This window comes from Gammaproteobacteria bacterium (assembly GCA_016716465.1).
Classification (GTDB): Bacteria; Pseudomonadota; Gammaproteobacteria; order SZUA-140; family SZUA-140; genus JADJWH01.
This window is the reverse complement of the sequence record JADJWH010000001.1, coordinates 1398094-1415212: the sequence shown is the minus strand read 5'-3', so window position 1 is coordinate 1415212 and position 17119 is coordinate 1398094. Positions and strand designations below refer to the sequence as shown.

Annotated in this window: 16 protein-coding genes and 1 tRNA gene; 12 read left to right on the top strand and 5 right to left on the bottom strand. The window is 65.7% G+C overall.

Annotated features, from left to right (window positions below):
- Window positions 1–68: 68 nt before the first annotated feature.
- The 3 genes from IPM20_06760 to IPM20_06750 form a co-directional block, all read right to left on the bottom strand.
- Complete coding sequence (locus tag IPM20_06760) at window positions 69–2891, bottom strand: valine--tRNA ligase (protein ID MBK9131325.1); 2823 nt, start codon at window positions 2889–2891, stop codon at window positions 69–71.
- Window positions 2892–2990: 99 nt separating this feature from the next.
- Entirely contained in the window at window positions 2991–3431 is a 441-nt protein-coding gene (locus IPM20_06755; protein ID MBK9131324.1) for a DNA polymerase III subunit chi, read from the bottom strand.
- Window positions 3432–3827: 396 nt separating this feature from the next.
- Complete coding sequence (locus tag IPM20_06750; GenBank protein MBK9131323.1) at window positions 3828–5324, bottom strand: leucyl aminopeptidase; 1497 nt, start codon at window positions 5322–5324, stop codon at window positions 3828–3830.
- Window positions 5325–5466: 142 nt separating this feature from the next.
- Here IPM20_06750 and lptF point away from each other — a divergent pair, with 142 nt between their 5' ends.
- The 3 genes from lptF to IPM20_06735 are packed head-to-tail and all read left to right on the top strand — an operon-like array spanning window position 5467 to window position 8589.
- On the top strand, window positions 5467–6564 hold the full coding sequence (gene lptF, locus IPM20_06745) for an LPS export ABC transporter permease LptF (GenBank protein MBK9131322.1): 1098 nt from the start codon (window positions 5467–5469) through the stop codon (window positions 6562–6564).
- Window positions 6561–7625: an LPS export ABC transporter permease LptG gene (gene lptG, locus IPM20_06740; protein ID MBK9131321.1), complete on the top strand. Its 1065-nt coding sequence runs from the start codon at window positions 6561–6563 to the stop codon at window positions 7623–7625. The genes lptF and lptG overlap by 4 nt, the downstream gene beginning before the upstream one ends.
- A 37-nt stretch (window positions 7626–7662) precedes the next feature.
- Window positions 7663–8589, top strand: a complete 927-nt coding sequence (locus IPM20_06735) for a metallophosphoesterase family protein (protein ID MBK9131320.1) — start codon at window positions 7663–7665, stop codon at window positions 8587–8589.
- Between the two features lie 21 nt (window positions 8590–8610).
- Here IPM20_06735 and IPM20_06730 read toward each other — a convergent pair whose 3' ends face one another.
- The gene (locus IPM20_06730) at window positions 8611–9093 is read right to left on the bottom strand and encodes a CDP-archaeol synthase (protein ID MBK9131319.1); all 483 of its coding nucleotides are present in this window, start codon (window positions 9091–9093) and stop codon (window positions 8611–8613) included.
- A 570-nt stretch (window positions 9094–9663) separates the two neighbouring features.
- On the opposite strand from IPM20_06730, the gene IPM20_06725 reads away from it, so the two are divergent.
- From IPM20_06725 to IPM20_06715, 3 genes are all read left to right on the top strand, one after another.
- Window positions 9664–10716 (top strand): metallophosphoesterase, encoded by a 1053-nt coding sequence (locus IPM20_06725; protein ID MBK9131318.1) that lies wholly within the window; start codon window positions 9664–9666, stop codon window positions 10714–10716.
- A 21-nt stretch (window positions 10717–10737) separates the two neighbouring features.
- The gene (locus tag IPM20_06720) at window positions 10738–11250 is read left to right on the top strand and encodes a hypothetical protein (protein MBK9131317.1); all 513 of its coding nucleotides are present in this window, start codon (window positions 10738–10740) and stop codon (window positions 11248–11250) included.
- A gap of 167 nt (window positions 11251–11417) precedes the next feature.
- Window positions 11418–11987, top strand: coding sequence for a DUF1566 domain-containing protein (locus tag IPM20_06715; GenBank protein MBK9131316.1), 570 nt, complete (start codon window positions 11418–11420; stop codon window positions 11985–11987).
- Window positions 11988–12136: 149 nt separating this feature from the next.
- Here IPM20_06715 and IPM20_06710 read toward each other — a convergent pair.
- Window positions 12137–12212 (bottom strand) — tRNA-Glu (locus tag IPM20_06710).
- A gap of 130 nt (window positions 12213–12342) precedes the next feature.
- Between IPM20_06710 and pcnB the strand changes: the two genes are divergently transcribed.
- From pcnB to IPM20_06680, 6 genes are all read left to right on the top strand, one after another.
- A complete protein-coding gene (pcnB, locus tag IPM20_06705) occupies window positions 12343–13677 on the top strand; it encodes a polynucleotide adenylyltransferase PcnB (GenBank protein ID MBK9131315.1) in 1335 nt (444 codons plus the stop codon).
- A gap of 24 nt (window positions 13678–13701) precedes the next feature.
- Complete coding sequence (gene folK, locus IPM20_06700) at window positions 13702–14259, top strand: 2-amino-4-hydroxy-6-hydroxymethyldihydropteridine diphosphokinase (protein MBK9131314.1); 558 nt, start codon at window positions 13702–13704, stop codon at window positions 14257–14259.
- Complete coding sequence (locus tag IPM20_06695) at window positions 14240–14893, top strand: deoxynucleoside kinase (protein MBK9131313.1); 654 nt, start codon at window positions 14240–14242, stop codon at window positions 14891–14893. The genes folK and IPM20_06695 overlap by 20 nt, the downstream gene beginning before the upstream one ends.
- 30 nt (window positions 14894–14923) lie before the next feature.
- Entirely contained in the window at window positions 14924–15733 is an 810-nt protein-coding gene (panB, locus tag IPM20_06690; protein ID MBK9131312.1) for a 3-methyl-2-oxobutanoate hydroxymethyltransferase, read from the top strand.
- On the top strand, window positions 15733–16587 hold the full coding sequence (locus IPM20_06685; GenBank protein MBK9131311.1) for a pantoate--beta-alanine ligase: 855 nt from the start codon (window positions 15733–15735) through the stop codon (window positions 16585–16587). Before panB ends, IPM20_06685 begins: the two co-directional genes overlap by 1 nt.
- Window positions 16588–16703: 116 nt before the next feature.
- A complete protein-coding gene (locus tag IPM20_06680) occupies window positions 16704–17084 on the top strand; it encodes an aspartate 1-decarboxylase (protein MBK9131310.1) in 381 nt (126 codons plus the stop codon).
- Window positions 17085–17119 lie beyond the last annotated feature (35 nt).

Here is a 17119-nt window from a genome sequence, read left to right as displayed (position 1 = left end):
ACGTGGAGATGAGGAATCCGGCGGGTTGACCCCTTGGGCCGGCCCTCCGTGGCCGGATGGGTCGAAGATTATATCGACCGGATGCGCGCCTGCTGTTGCTGCAGTTGTTCATGACTGTGACGCAGTTCACCCAGGCGGTCGCGTTCCTTGGCGACGACGTGGGCCGGGGCGCGGTCGACGTAATCCTTGTTGGCGAGCTTGGCCTCGCAGCGGGCGATGTCGCCGCTCAGCTTGTCGAGTTCCTTCTGCAGGCGGGCGAGCTCGGCGTCCTTGTCGATCAGGCCGGCCATCGGGATCATCAGCTTCATCTCGCCGACCAGCCCGGTGGAGGACTCGGGCGCGATCTCGGCGGCGTCCAGCCAGCGGATCGAGTCGAGCCGCGCCAGCGTCATCAGGAAGCCTTCGTTCGCCGTCAGCAGCGCGCGGTCGGCGTCGTTGCCGCCCTGCAGCAGCACCGGCAGCAGTTTCGACGGCGCGATGTTCATCGAGCTGCGGATCTTGCGCACGTTCATGACGAAATCCATGATCCAGCGGATCTCGGTCTCGGCGGCGGCGTTGAGCAGCTCGTCCCGCGGCAGCGGGTAGGGCTGGCGCATGACGGTGGCGCCCTGCTTGCCGGCCAGCGGCGCGACGCGCTGCCAGATCTCCTCGGTGATGAACGGGATCAGCGGGTGGGCCAGGCGCAGGATGGTCTCCAGCACCTCGACCAGCGTGCGGCGCGTGCCGCGCTGCAGCGCCTCCGGGCTGTCGGGATTCGTCAGGATCGGCTTCGACAGCTCCAGGTACCAGTCGCAGTACTCGTTCCAGACGAACTCGTAGATCGCCTGCGCCATCAGGTCGAAGCGGTAGCCGTCGTAGTGGTCGATGACCTCGCGGGTGACGACCTGCAGGCGCGAGCGGATCCAGCGGTCGGGCAGGCTCAGCTCGACCGCGCCGCCGTTCGCGCCGCAGTCCCTGTCCTCGGTGTTCATCAGCACGTAGCGCGCCGCGTTCCACAGCTTGTTGCAGAAGTTGCGGTAGCCCTGGATGCGGTTGAGGTCGAACTTGATGTCGCGGCCGGTGGAGGCCAGTGCGCCGAAGGTGAAGCGCAGCGCGTCGGCGCCGAAGGCGGGGATGCCGTCCGGATATTCCTTGCGCGTGGCGGCCTCGATCTGGCGCGACATCTGCGGCTGCATCAGGCCGCTGGTGCGCTTGGCGACCAGCGCCTCCAGCTCGATGCCGTCGATCAGGTCGATCGGGTCGAGCACGTTGCCCTTGGACTTCGACATCTTCTGGCCGTGGGCGTCGCGCACCAGGCCGTGGATGTAGACCTCGCGGAACGGCACGTCGTCCATGAACTTCAGGCCCATCATGATCATGCGGGCGACCCAGAAGAAGATGATGTCGAAGCCGGTGACCAGCACGCTGGTCGGGTAGAAGGTCTTCAGCGCAGCGGTCTGCTGCGGCCAGCCCAGCGTCGAGAACGGCCACAGCGCCGAGCTGAACCAGGTGTCGAGCACGTCGGCGTCCTGCTCCAGCTTCACCTCGGGGCCGAGCTTGTGTTTGGCGCGGATCTCCGCCTCGTTGCGGCCGACATAGACGCTGCCCTGGTCGTCGTACCAGGCCGGGATGCGGTGGCCCCACCAGATCTGGCGGCTGATGCACCAGTCCTCGATGTTGCGCATCCACTCGTAATAGGTCTTGCTCCAGTTCTCCGGCACGAAGCGGATGGCGCCGGTCTCGACCGCGCGCACGGCCGGCCCGGCGAGCGGGGCGACGCGCACGTACCACTGGTCGGTCAGGTAGGGTTCGACCACCGCGTTGGAGCGGTCGCCGCGCGGCACCATCAGCTTGTGTGCCTGGGTGCGCTCCAGCAGGCCCTGGGCATCGAGCTCGGCGACGATGCGCTTGCGCGCGTCGTAGCGGTCGAGGCCGCGGTACTTTTCGGGGAGCAGTGTGTAAGCGGGCGATTCCGTTTCGTCGGCGGCGATGTGCGCGTCGATGCTGAAGATATTGATCAGGCCGTTGTGCGGCAGCGCCATCAGCTCGGTCTCGTCGCGGTGGCGCTGCCAGACCTGGTAGTCGTTGAAGTCGTGCGCCGGGGTGATCTTGACGCAGCCGCTGCCGAACTCGGGGTCGACGTAGTCGTCGGCGATGACCGGGATGCGGCGGCCGGTGAGCGGCAGCTCGACCTGCTGGCCGATCAGGTGCTTGTAACGCGCGTCGTCCGGGTGTACCGCGACGGCGGCGTCGCCGAGCAGGGTCTCGGGGCGCGTGGTGGCCACGGTCAGATGGCCGGCGCCGGCCACCAGCGGATAGCGGATGTGCCACATGTGGCCATCCTCTTCCTGCGACAGCACCTCGAGGTCGGACAGCGCCGTGTGCAGCACCGGGTCCCAGTTGACCAGGCGCTTGCCGCGATAGATCAGGCCTTCCTCGTAGAGGCGGACGAACACCTCCTGCACCGCCTCCGACAGGCCCTCGTCCATCGTGAAGCGCTCGCGCGCCCAGTCCACCGAGGCGCCCATGCGGCGCAACTGGCGCGTGATGCTGCCGCCCGACTGCGCCTTCCACCGCCACACCTCGTCGATGAACTTCTCGCGGCCGAGGTCGTGGCGGGTGATGTTCTTCGCCGCGAGCTGGCGCTCGACCACCATCTGGGTCGCGATGCCGGCGTGGTCGGTGCCGGGCTGCCACAGGGTGGTGTCGCCGCGCATGCGGTGGTAGCGCGTCAGGGCATCCATCAGGGTGTCCTGGAAGGCGTGGCCCATGTGCAGCGTGCCGGTGACGTTCGGCGGCGGGATCATGATGCAGTAGGATTGCCCGTCGCCGGCCGGGGCGAAGTAGCCTTCGTCCTCCCAGTGGTGGTACCAGCGCTGTTCGAGGGCGTGCGGGTCGTAACTCTTGTCCATGGCGGATTAAGGTCCTGGAGCGGCTCGTTCGGATGCTTGTGCGGATGAGGGGCTTATTGTAGCGGAGAATGCCCGTCCGCGGCAGCGAAGGCGGCGCCGTCAGTCGAGCTTGTGCGTTTCGGGCTGGCAGCCGTGCTCGCGGTAGCGGCGGAAGCGCTCGCGCCCGGCCCGCTTGACGTCCTCCGACTGGTCCACGATCTCGGCGACACGTTCGAAGCGGTCGAAGAAGTCGGGCATGTCGGCGGCGAGGTTGATCAGCACGTCGCGCGCGGGCGGCGCGGCGCCCCCGGCATTGCCGATCAGGACCTGGGGCGGCGGCTGCGGGTCGTCGCCCAGCAGCGCGTGGGGCAGGAAACTGCCAGCGCGGAAGGTCCATAGCAGCTCGTCGAGCCGGCGCGCGTGCGCCTCCGACTCCGCGTGCAGATAGACCTGGTGCCCCATCTTGCAGGCCTTCTCCGCCAGCCGGCAGCCGAGCTGGTCGCGCGCCGCCGGCGCGTCGCCGGGCAGGACATAGAAATCAACGCGGGGCGGGGCGGTCATGGGAGGGTGTCGGTGATGGAGTGGTCGTGCCTCGCCCGGATTGAGTATGTAGCCCAGATACACGCGCGCAGCGCCGGAATCCGGGAAACCTGGTCGATCCCCGGATGTCGCTCCGCTCTATCCGGGCTACGATTTCTGCGACCTGCGTGGTTCCAGGTGCCGCGGCGTCGGAAGCATGTAGCCCGGATACAGGCGCACAGCGCCGGCATCCGGGAAGCCTGGTCGATCCCCGGATGCCGCTCCGCTCTATCCGGGCTACGATTTCCGCGGCCTGCGTGGTTCCAGACGCCGCGGCGTCGGCAGCATGTAGCCCGGATACAGGCGCGTAGCGCCGGCATCCGGGAAACCTGGTCGATCCCCGGATGCCGCTGCGCTCTATCCGGGCTACGATGTCCGTCACCCCTGCGCCTGGTCGATCAGGTACTGCGTCAGCAGCGGGATCGGCCGTCCGGTGGCGCCCTTGGCGCCGCCGCCGAGCCAGGCCACGCCGGCGATGTCGAGATGCGCCCAGCGGTAGTCCTTGGTGAAGCGGGCGAGGAAGCACGCCGCGGTGATGGCGCCGCCGTCGCGGTTGCCGACGTTGGCCATGTCGGCGAAGTTGCTCTTCAGCGAGTCCTGGTATTCCTCCCACAGCGGCAGCTGCCAGGTGCGGTCGCCGCTCGTGGTGCCGGCTTGCAGCAGGTCCTGCGCCAGCTCCTCGTCGTTGCTGAACAGGCCGCTGCACTCCTTGCCGAGCGCGACGACGCAGGCCCCGGTCAGGGTGGCGACGTCGATGACCACGCGCGGCTTGAAGCGTGCCGAATAGGTCAGCGCGTCGCACAGGATCAGGCGGCCCTCGGCGTCGGTGTTGAGGATCTCGATGGTCTGGCCCGACATGCTGGTGACGATGTCGCCCGGCTTGGTCGCATTGCCGTCGGGCAGGTTCTCGCAGCTCGGCACCACCGCGACGACGTTGATCGGCAGGCCCATTTCGGCCACGGCGACCACGGTGCCGAGCACGGAGGCGGCGCCGCACATGTCGAACTTCATCTCGTCCATGGTGGCGGCCGGCTTGATCGAGATGCCGCCGGAGTCGAAGGTGATGCCCTTGCCGACCAGCACGTAGGGCGCCTCGGTGCGGGCGGCGCCGTGGTAGCTGAGGGTGATCAGCCGCGGCGGCTGGCGGCTGCCGCGCGAGACCGACAGCAGCGAGCCCATCTTCAGCGCCTTCATCTCCTTCTCGGTGAGGACCTTCGCCTGCAGCCGGCGATTGCCGCGCGCGAGCCGGAGCGCCTCGCCGGCCAGGTAGCTCGGCGTGCAGATGTTGCCCGGCAGGTTGCCGAGGTCCTTCGCCAGCGCGATGCCGTTGGCGATCGCCTGGCCCTGTTCCACCGCCGTGCGGGCGGCGGCCAGTTCCGTTTCATCGGCGATGTTGAGGACGAGGCGGCGCAGTTGCGGCGCGCCGTTGGCGTCCTGCTTGCTCTTCAGGCGGTCGAAGCGGTAGAGCGCCTCGCGCGTGACCTCGGCCGTCTTGCGCAGGCGCCAGTCGAGGTCGCGGTCCTTCACCTCGAGTTCGGGCAGGAAGGACACGGCCTCCTTGACGCCGAGGTTCGCCAGAGCGGCGGCGGCGCCGTGGAGGATCTTGCGGTAGCGGGCGGCGTCGAGCTCCTTTTCCTTGCCGCAGCGCACCAGCAGCACGCGTTCGGAATTCACGCGCGGCACGTTGTACAGGCACAGGGTCTGCCCCGGCGTGGATTTCATGTCGCCGCGTTTCAAAATGTTTACAATATGGCCGTGCGACAGCCGGTCGAGATCCTGCGCCGAGGCGCTGAGGCGATGTCCATCGAACACGCCCACGACGGCGCAGGCCGACCGATGCTTGCCGGCGGCGAGGCTTTTGACGGTGAAATTCATGTGTGCTCCAGAAGATCGGGATGACGTTGACCGGGAAGGCGGCGACGCCCTGTCGACCGCCGCGGACGCCCGCGGGTCCTGCGGAAGTTTACCGCAATCAGGCTGATTTTCCACCTGCCGCCACTCAGCAAGGATCCCGCGCTTGGTCATCGACCGCTACATATTGAAGGAAATCCTCTACACCCTGCTGGTGGTGCTGTTCGTGCTGCTGGTCATATTCCTCAGCAACCGTTTCATCCGCATCCTGGCCGATGCCAGCGCGGGTGATCTGGCCAGCGAGTATGTGCTGGCCCTGCTGGCGATGAAGGCCCTGACCGTCCTGGTGATCATCCTGCCGCTGGGCCTGTTCATGGCCACGCTGCTCGGCCTGAGCCGCCTCTACAAGGACAGCGAGATGACCGCGCTGACGGCCTGCGGTGTCAGCGTGCGCGAGATCTATCGCTCGGTCATCGGGCTGGCGCTGGTGGTCGCCGCGACCGTCGCGGCGGTTTCCTTTTATATCGCGCCGTGGGCCGAGGAAGAGAACTATCGCCTGCGTGACGCCCAGCAGTCACAGTCCCTGCTGACGGGGCTCGTCGCCGGCCGCTTCACCGAGCCGTCAGGGGCTGACGGGGTGATGTATTTCGAGCGCATGTCGGCGGACGGCCAGTTGATGCAGGATGTCTTCATCCAGCAGCGCAAGCCTGGCGCCGCCGAGGTGGTGCTGTCCGCGCACAGCGGGCGGCGCTGGCAGGACGAGACGGGGGCGCAGTACCTGGTGCTGCTGGATGGCTACCGTTACGAGGGGCTGCCGGGGGAAGCGGACTTCAAGATCATCCGTTTCAAGGAGCATGCCGTGCGCATCGAGGCCCGCGAGGTCGCGCCGACCCTGCGCAAGCAGCGCGCGCGCCCCAGCGCCGATCTGATCGGTTCAGACGATCCGGCGGACGTGGCCGAGCTGCAGTGGCGGATCTCGATGCCCTTGTCGGTGCTGCTGCTGGCGCTGCTCGCGGTGCCGCTCAGCCGCACCAGTCCGCGCCAGGGCAAGTATGCCAAGCTGTTCGTCGCGGTGCTGATCTATCTGATCTACAACAACCTGCTCGGTGTCTCCAATTCCTGGGTGGCGCTCGGCCGGCTCGCGCCGGGGATCGGGATGTGGTGGGTCCATCTGGCGCTGCTGTTCAGCGTCTGGGCGCTGTTCGTGCGCCAGTACGGGCTGGGCTGGGTGCTGAGCTCGATGTTCGGGCGGAGGACGGCGTGAAGATCCTGGGCGTCTACATCGGGAAGGCGGTGATCGGGGGCGCCTTCCTCGTCATCTGCGTGCTGCTGTCGCTGTTCGCCTTCATCGAGTTCATCGGCGAGCTCGACGTGATCGGGCGGGGTGACTACGGCGCCTGGGAGGCGATCCGTTACGTGCTGCTCAGCGTGCCGCGCCTGACCTACGAGCTGATGCCGCTGGCGGCGCTGATCGGCAGCCTGATCGGGCTCGGCGTGCTCGCGAGCAACAACGAGCTCGTCATCATGCGCGCCGCCGGCGTCTCGCTGGCGCGCATCTCCTGGGCCGCCGTCAAGGCCGGGCTGCTGCTGGTGGTGTTCGCGATCTGGATCGGCGAGTGGGTCGTCGCGGATGCCGAGCAGAGCGCCGCCACCCTGCGTTCCAGCGCGTTGGCCGGCAGCGATTCCCTGCGCACCGGAGACGGTTTCTGGACGCGCGACAAGCGAGACTTCATCAGCGTGCGCACGGTGATGCCGGGCGGCGGACTGCTCGACGTGCGCATCTATGAATTCAACGCCGAGCGCGCGCTCACACGCATCTCCCGCGCGAAGAGCGCCACCTATGCCAACGGTGAGTGGCATCTCACCAGGGTCAGCCGGAGCACGATCGGCCCGGACGGCGTGACCATGGAACGCCTGCCCGAGTTGACCTGGCGTTCGCAGCTGAAGCCCGATCTGCTCGACATCATCGCGATCAAGCCGGACAGCCTCTCGGTCAGCGGCCTCTATCGCTACATCCGGTATCTGCGGGTGAACGGGCTGAGCTCGGGGCGCTACGAGCTCGAGTTCTGGGGCAAGATCGCGCTGCCGTTCGCGACCTGCGTGATGGTGTTCGCCGCCCTGCCGTTCGTATTCGGCCCGCTGCGCTCGGTGGGCGTGGGCCAGCGCATGCTGATCGGCGTGCTGGTGGGCATCGGTTTCTATCTGATCAACCAGACGGTGAGCTACCTCGGGCTGGTCTACGACCTCAATCCGGTGCTGAGCGCGGTGCTGCCGACGCTGCTGCTGCTCGTGGGCGCGGCCCTCATGATGCGCCGGATCCATTAGCGTGGGGGGAGTGACGCAGGATCCGGGGCGCGCCGAGCTGTATCGGTCGCTCGAGTCCCGGGTGGGACGCCTGCATCTCGACCAGCGGCTCGGCGTGGAGGCCGACCGCGAACATCTGGTGTTCGGCCAGGGCCGCAACTTCTTCCATCTGGAGAACTGGTATTCGATCCATGCGGTGATCCGCCACAGCCTGCGCCTGGTCGGCATGCACGGGCGCGGCCGCCGCAACGCGCGCCGGATCGAGGTGCGGCGCAACGAATTCGCGCTGCCCCGCCTGCCGGACGCCTTCGATGGCTTCACCATCCTGCAGCTCAGCGACATGCACCTGGACATGGACGACGCGTTTCCCGGCATCGTCAGCGCGCGCGTGCGCGATCTGGAGTACGACCTGTGCGTGCTCACCGGGGATTTCCGCTATCTGACGGCCGGCCCGATCGAGGGCGCCCTCGACGGCATGCGCCGGCTGCGCGCGAATCTGGCCGGCGCGGTCTACGGCATCCTGGGCAACCACGACTCGATCCGCATGGTGCCGGCGCTGGAGGCCATGGGTGTGCGCATGCTGCTGAACGAGTCCGTCGTGCTGCGGCGCGGCGACGCCGGACTCCATCTGGCCGGCGTCGACGATCCGCATTATTACCGCGCGGACAATTTTGAGCGCGCCCGCGCCGGCATCCCGCCTGACGCGGTCTCGCTGCTGCTGGCCCACAGTCCCGAGGTGTACAAGCAGGCGGCGCACGCGGGCTTCGATGTGATGCTGTGCGGCCACACCCACGGCGGGCAGATCTGTCTGCCGGGCGGGGTGCCGCTGATGCTGAACGCGAAGTGTCCGCGCCGGGTGTGCCGCGGCGGCTGGCGGCACCACGCGATGCAGGGCTACACCTCGGCCGGGACGGGTTCCTCCGTGGTGGATATCCGCCTCAACAACCGTCCCGAGGTGACGCTGCACCGTCTGCGCAAGCAGTGAGAGGGCGCGGCCGCGCTTGCGTCAGATCGGATAGCGGCGCAGGCCGAGGCGGTAGAGCAGGTGCGACAGCACCAGTTCCAGCACGAAGAACAGGGCCATCACGAGCAACACCTCGCCCGGCCCGAGACCCAGGGGGCCGGCCGCCAGCAGGGCCGGGAACAGGGACTCCGGAATCTGGTCGAGGCCCGGCGCCGGGCGGCTCGAGGCCAGGCCGAGCCGGCGCTTGAGGAAGCTGGACAGCAGGTCGCCGCCCATCGCGGCCAGCCCGATCGCGGCGCCGAGTGCGGGCGGCAGGCCGAGCAGCGCCGCGAGCGCGGCGCACGCCACGGGGGCCGAGGCCACGCCGCGCCAGGTCTTGCCGGGACCGAACACCGGCCGGCCGTCGGGGAGGGTGTGCCCGCCGTCGAGCGGTCGGCCCAGGCGTTCGCCCAGCGCCAGCCAGAGCAGGATGGGCGCAGCGTTCGCGGCCAGGATCAGGCACAGCAATGTGATCGGGGTGGGCATCGGGCCGCTCGCGGGTTCGCCTGTAAATTTTCCAACGTATCAATTCATTCGATAAATGATCTGCGAAGATGTCCGAACTCTGCGGATGCCAGCCTTGCCTCGTCGGCCACGCACCGGCTTCGGATCCGGTCCCGCCATTGTGTTGACATAAGTCGCATGGGTTATTGACACGGTCTAAACGCAGGCGTACGGTTTAGATCGTGTCTTAGACGTATTCCAACTACACATGGGGCTGAGACGCACAATTCCCAAGACGTTCGGCCACGGTCAGGTGCGGTCTGGGATTTTTGCATCACATTTTCATCTTCAAACAGCACAAGGAGCAAGCACGAGGGGTAAACATTCACGAGCCAATGAAATCAATGCGCGCATCGACGCGCAAGAGGAGGATCAGCCTTGGAACAGCTTTCAAGAAGAAACTTTCTGGGTATGCCCGTCAAGCCAGCGGCCACAAGGTCATTCGTCATTACGTAAACAACGTTTCATCTTCTGCCAGAACCAAAATGTGATATCTCCACCTTGAATCAAGTTTTTTATGTAAAAACTAAAACAGCAAGAGGAGGTTGCAAAATGGAAGATAAAGATCAGTCCGCTTTTTCCCATAAGGAAAAGATAACCAGAAGAGATTTTCTAGGCGTGGCGACGAAGGGCGCCGCTGCTACCATGATCGCAGGTGTGTTCGCACCCAGTGCAGGGAGCATGATTGGCCTGGGTGGTGTAGCACAAGCAGCGACAAAGAAAATCAAGCCGTTCACCTTTGCGGTGATGACCGACGGCCACTTGTATGACATCAAGGATCACCGCTTCGACGGCATGTTCATGGATGCCGTCAACATGATCAACAATATGAACCCCCGTCCGGATATGGTGATCTACGCCGGTGATATCGGGCAAACCGGCCTGGAATCGGAGATCGCCAAGGGCAAGCGAATGCTGGACAAGCTCAAGATGCCCTACAAGGTCATCCCGGGTGAGCACGACTGGTACCTGGATATGGGCAAGGCGTGGCGGGGCATGTTTGGTCAGGAGAATTGGTCCATCGATCATAACGGCGCCCATGTTATCGGCATGAACTCCATCAAGATCGATGACTTCTGGACGGGCCCGGGCCTGACCCCCAAGGAACGTATGGGCCGCGTGCTGGAGCTCGAGTGCAATTCCTGCGGACCCTGGGGCGTAGAGGCGGACGGCCTTGCCTGGCTGGAGAAAGACGTCAAGAAAGTGAGTCCCGATACCCCGATCATCTTCTTTTCCCACTCACCCCTCTGGGATTACTATCCAAGATGGAATTTTGCCACCAAGGATGCCGCTGAGATCCGTGGCATTCTGAGAAAGTTCGACAATGTCATGGCCGTCCATGGGCATGTCCACCAGGTGGTCTTTAACAAGATTGGCAACATCAGTTCGGTGGGGACCTCCTCTACCTCCTGGCCGTGGCCGTATCCCTCCGTTGCTCTGCCGTATCCGAATATCCGTCACAACCGGCTCGATCCCGGGAACTTCAAAGACGGCATGGGTGTGCACCACGTCGATGTCATGGCCGATGGTTCGGGTGTCATGCACTACGATCCGTTCGTCCCGAGCAGCATCCCCGAGGCTGTCGCGCGTGGCGTAAAGCTATAATCGCTTGAGGAGGATATGAGAATGAAGACATATAAAAACGGACGTTTTGCCAAAATCGGAGCCGTGGCGGTGGGTGCGGGTGTGCTGGCCCTTGCGATGAGCGGACCGTCGCAAGCGAAGGATCCGCTGGATAACGCCGCCGATTTTGACAGACTCATGGAAATGGTCGCTTACGGGGATCAACTGTGGCATACCGGTGAAGGTGAAGGTGGCGCACACAAGGAGCTGAGTACCAACGGGCTTGGCTGCGCCAATTGTCACCCTGACGCATCGGCGACCCAACCCGAGTCCTGGCCCAAGTTCCAGACCAACCTGGGTAAGGTCGGTACGATGCGGGAGATGTTCAACTGGTGCATGCAGGTCGTGCAACAAGGCAAGGGTTATCCCCTGGACAGCAAGGAGATGATCGCGATGGAGGCCTACGCGACCTACATGAATCGTGGCGCGCCGCTCAATCCCGGTGAGAACAGGCAGACAGCTCCGGTGGTGAAGAGCGGGGTTGGGTATCCCACCGATGATGAAGGTAATCGCTAGGGGTCTGTGATTGAAACGCAGGAATACTCACCCGCAGGGATTGTCCTGCGGGTGAGTATCCTGTTTCTATTTTTCAGGCCAAAAAAATCGGCATCTGTTAGCGGTCCACAATCTGCATCTTGTTACCACAAGGGGCATATATAAACATAATAAGGGGCATGAGGTTTATGCGAAACAGCATCCGTTCGACCGTTTCCATTCTCGCCGTTATCTTTCTTGCATCACCAGCCCTGGCGGCCCAGACCTGCCGAACCGATTTCCCGGTATCGACGCCGACATCTCGTTATGTCTTCAACGAAAACGGCACGGTGACGGATAAGGAAACAGAGATCACCTGGATGCGTTGTGCGCTGGGTCAAACCTGGAATGGAAAGGAGTGCGCGGGAGACGCGAAGGACTTTAGCTGGCAGGAAGCCGTAGACGTCGTAGCGGAAGTGAATAAAAACAAATTTGGCGGATCCAGCGCCTGGAGACTTCCCTTCGTCCCGGAACTGGCCTCTATCGTCGAACGGCAGTGCTTCGACCCCAGGGTTAACCTGGAGGTATTTCCGGGGACGCCATCCCGGGCGTTCTGGACCGGCATGGAAAGGAAGGGCCACCCTGATCAGGCCTATAAAATAGACTTCGGCAAGGGCGCGGCGACACCGAGTAATAAAACCTATAGAGGCCCGGTTCGGATGATGCAGGATGGACCGAATGGGCGTTGGTGGAACCCGCCGAAGATGCCCCCCGGCTAATCCCCTCCTCGCAAGACGGGTCTGCAGCGGCCGGCCCCGGCGGGCGCCGGAATCGGTTCGGATTTCCCGGCTTGATCAGAAGTCGTCCATCGACCCGTCCGGTGGTGTGTGGCCGGCGCGGCCTGGGTAACCTAAGCTATTGATTAAGATGGCGCTCCCTAGGGGTTTCGAACCCCTGTTCCCGCCGTGAGAGGGCGGTGTCCTAGGCCGCTAGACGAAGGGAGCGTGCGTGGAATCTGCCGGGAAGTCGGGACAGTAGGCTGTCCCGTGGATTTCGGCTATTATACGGGTCTTCCGGCATTGTACAAGCCATTGAAAACAATTCAGGAATAACCAGTCAGCAGAAAGGGACAGCATCATCAGTAATCCCCTCGTCATTCCCCGTGCCGAACACACTCTATCCCGGGCGGGGATCAATCAGAATGCGTTGAAGGTCCTGTACCGGCTCCGGGAGGCGGGCTATGCCGCCTACCTCGTCGGCGGCTGCGTGCGCGACATGCTGCTGGGGCGCGAGCCCAAGGACTTCGACGTTTCCACTGACGCCCACCCGGAGCAGGTGAAGGAGCTGTTTCGCAACTGCCGCCTGATCGGGCGCCGCTTCCATCTCGCGCATGTGCACTTCGGGCGCGAGATCATCGAGGTCGCGACCTTCCGTGCGCTCGCCTCCGAGGAAGACGACGGCGAGGACCGCCTGGTCGAGAACGGCCGCATCATCCGCGACAACGTCTACGGGACGATCGAGGAAGACGCCTGGCGCCGCGACTTCACGGTCAACGCGCTGTACTACAACATCGATGACTTCAGCGTGGTCGACTACGTGGGCGGGGTCGAGGACCTGCGCGCGGGTGTCCTGCGCCTGATCGGCGATCCGGAGACGCGCTACCGTGAGGATCCGGTGCGCATGCTGCGCGCCGTGCGCTTCGCCGTCAAGCTGGGGTTTCGCCTGCATCCGCAGACCGAGGCCCCGCTGCGCACGTTGGCGCCGTTGCTGTCGGGCATCTCGCCGGCGCGGCTCTATGAGGAGGTGCTGAAGCTGTTCCTGTCCGGCAGCGCCGAGCAGACGGTGGAAATGCTGCGCCACTACGATCTCTTTCAGCACCTGTTCCCGGGCGCCGAGCGCAGCATGAGCGCGGCGCGCGAGGGCGTCGCGCCCGCCATGATCATGCGCGCCGCGGCCAACACCGACGCCAGGATCGCGCAGGACAAGCCGGTCACCCCGGCCTTCCTGTACGCCGCCTTCCTGTGGACGCCGATGCGCGAGCGGGTGCTGGAACTGCAACAACAGGGACAGCCCGAGATGCCCGCGCTGCAGCAGGCGGCGCGCGAGGTCATGCAGGAGCAGAGCCAGCACGCCATCCTGCCGCGGCGCTTTTCGCTGCCGATGCGCGAGATCTGGCAGATGCAGCCGCGCCTGCAGCGCAATGCGGGCAAGAAGGCGCTGCGCCTGCTGGAGCACCCGCGCTTTCGCGCCGCCTACGATTTCCTGCTGCTGCGCTGCGAGGCGGGCGAGGATCTGGGCGAGCTGTGCGAGTGGTGGACGCGCATGCAGGAGACGGACGAGGATGGACGGCAGGCCCTGTGCGAGCAGCCCGCCAAACGGGCGGGCGGCGACGGCCGGCGCAAGCGCCGGCGCAGGGGGCGGCGCCGGTCCGGTGCGGAAGCGGTCGGACAGAGCGGCGACCAGCCGTAGCGGCTGCCTGCCGGCGGGACGCAGATGGACGGTCAGCGCATGACGGAGTCCGGACCGGCGGCCGGCGCCCGGGACGTGCGTGCCTTCGTGGGAATTGGCAGCAATCTCGAGCATCCGCTGCGTCAGGTCGAGCGCGCCTTCGACGCGCTGGCCGCGCTGCGCGAGACTCGCTGCGTGGCGCGGTCTTCACTGTATCGCAGTCCCGCGCTGGGCGCTGCGCCGCAGCCCGACTACATCAATGCCGTCGCGCTGCTGGAGACGCGTTTGTCCGCGTCCGAACTGCTGGACGAGCTGCTGGCCGTCGAGGTGCGCCAGGGACGCGTGCGGCGTCCGGGCGAGCGCTGGGGTCCGCGCACGCTGGATCTTGATCTGCTGCTCTACGGGGAGCATCGCTACAGCGAACCGCGGCTGACGGTGCCGCATCCGGAAATGGTTCGGCGCGATTTCGTTTTGTATCCTATGTCCGAGATCGATCCCGTGCTCGTGATCCCGGGTATCGGAGCCCTGAGCGACTGTCTGCGGCGGTGTCCGCGGCGCGGACTGCAACGAGTGGAGAACCGCGATGAAATCGCCGCGTCGTAATTACCTCGTGGTCGAGGGGCCGATCGGCGTCGGCAAGACCTCCCTGGCCAGACGTCTCGCGCAGACCTTCGACAGCGGCGAACTGCTGCTGGAAGGCGCGGCCGAGAATCCGTTTCTCGAGCGCTTCTATCGCAATCCGCGCGAGGCGGCGCTGCCGACCCAGTTGTATTTCCTGTTCCAGCGCGCGCGCCAGATGCAGGCGCTGCGTCAGGGCGATATCTTCCAGCCGGTGCGCATCGCCGACTTCCTGCTGCAGAAGGACCGGCTGTTCGCCAGCCTCACGCTCGACGACGAGGAACTCAAGCTGTACGAGCAGGTGTATAATCAGATGACTTTCGAGGCGCCGGTGCCCGATCTGGTGATCTACCTGCAGGCGCCGGTGGAGGTGCTGCGCGGCCGCATCCGCGCGCGCGGCATCGCCCATGAGCAATTGATCGAGACGGATTATCTGCAGCGGGTGGTGGACGCCTACGCGCGCCTCTTTCATTACTACGACGCGTCCCCCCTGCTGATCGTGAACGCCGCGGAGATCGACCTGGTCAACAGCGGTCGCGACTACGAGGCGCTGGTGGAGCGCATCCGCGGCATCAGCAGCGGGCGCCACTACTTCAACCCATTGCCGCTGGCGCTGTAAGGCCGCGGCCGGAGCCGTTCGGCGACTGCCATGTCCTCTGAACCCGTCGAGATTACCCTGACCACGCTGCGCACGGTGAAGCGCGCGGGCGGCCGCTTCGCTTGCCTCACCGCCTATGACGCCAGCCATGCCCACGTCCTCGAGGCGGCGGGCGTCGACGTGCTGCTGGTGGGCGACAGTCTCGGGATGGTCGTGCAGGGGCACGACACGACACTGCCGGTGACGCTCGACGACATGATCTATCACACCCGCTGCGTCGCCCGCGCGCGCCGGCGCGCGCTGATCATGAGCGACATGCCCTTCATGAGCGCGGCCACTCCGGCGCAGGCGCTGGCCAACGCGGCGCGGCTGATGCAGGAAGGCGGCGCGCATATCGTCAAGATCGAGGGCGGCCGCGTGATGGCCGACGCCGTGCGTCTGCTGAGCGGACACGGGCTCCCGGTGTGCGCCCATCTCGGGCTGCTGCCACAGTCGGTGCGCAAGCTGGGCGGTTACCAGGTGCAGGGGCGCGATGAGCGCGCCGCGGCGGAGTTGCTCGAGGACGCGAAGATCCTCGAGCAGGCCGGGGCGGACGTGCTGCTGCTGGAGTGCGTGCCCGCCGCGCTGGCCGCGCGGATCACCGCCGCCACCGAACTGCCGGTGATCGGCATCGGCGCGGGAGCGGGCTGCGACGGCCAGGTGCTCGTGCTGTACGACATGCTGGGCCTCACGCCGGGCCGGCGCCCGCGCTTCTCCAGGGACTTCCTCGCCGGCCGCGGCAGCGTGCAGGCGGCCGTCGAGGAGTATGTGCGCGCGGTGAAGGCGGGCGAGTTTCCCGGCGCCGGGCACGCGTATTCCTGATGCTGGCAGCCGTCACGGGCGAGGAGATCGGGGAACTCACCGGCCGCTGGCGGCGCGCCGGGGAGTCGATCGCCTTCGTGCCCACGATGGGAAACCTGCACGCCGGGCATCTGGAGCTGGTGCATGCGGCGCGCGCGCTGGCCGGGCGCGTCGTCGTCAGCGTCTTCGTCAATCCGCTGCAGTTCAACGATGGCGCGGACCTCGCGGCGTATCCGCGTACGCCGGAGGAGGACCGCGCGCTGCTGGACGCGGCCGCCGTCGACGCCCTGTTCATGCCCGCCGCCGCGGAGATCTATCCGCGCGGCATGGCGGCGGCGACCCGGATCGAGGTCCCCGGTCTGTCCACGATCCTGTGCGGCGCGTTCCGTCCCGGGCATTTCACCGGCGTCGCGACCGTCGTCGCGGCGCTGTTCAACCTGGTCCGGCCCGATGCGGCCGTGTTCGGCGAGAAGGATTATCAGCAGTTGCTGGTCATACGGCGCCTGGTCGAGGATCTCCATCTTCCGCTCCGCGTCGTCGGCGTCGCGACCGTGCGCGAGGAGGATGGCCTGGCGTACAGCTCACGCAACCGCTATCTCGCGCCGGCCGAGCGCCGCCGGGCGCCGGAGCTGTACCGCGCCCTGTGCGCGGTGCGCGACGAGATCCTTGTGGGGCGGCGCGATTATTCCGCGCTGGAGGCGTCCGCGTTGCGAGCGCTGGAGGCGGCCGGTTTCCGGCCCGAGTACCTCGGCGTGAGGCGGGCCAACGATCTGGAGCCGGCGGGACCGGCCGATCGCGACCTGCGCGTGCTGGCGGCGGCGCATCTCGGCAGGGCCCGCCTGATTGATAATGTCGGTCTCACCTTATTGGCCTAACTCCCATTGCTGCAAGGCTTTTTCCGTGGCGAGTTTGTATCCCGCCCGCGGGATGCTAAAATCCACGGAAATTTTATGCAGCACATGCTGTTAACCGGTTAAAGGCGAATCGCTAGATGCAACGCACCTTACTGAAGGCAAAACTCCACCGCGCGCGGGTTACCCACTCCGAGCTGGAGTACGAAGGTTCGATGGCGATCGACGAGGCCCTGCTGGAGGCCGCGGGTATCCTCGAGTTCGAGCAGATCCAGGTCTACAACCTCGCGAACGGCGAGCGCTTCACGACCTACGCGATCCGCGCGGAACGCGACTCCGGCATCATCTCGGTGAACGGCGCGGCCGCGCACAAGGCCTCTCCCGGCGACCGCGTCATCATCTGCATCTATGCGACCCTGAACGCCCAGGAACTGGCCAACCACAAGCCGACCCTGGTATACGTGGACGAACACAACCGGATCACCCACACGCGGAACCATATCCCGCGTCAGGTCGCCTGAGCCGGCGGCCGCCGGCCTCTTTCCCGAGTAGTATT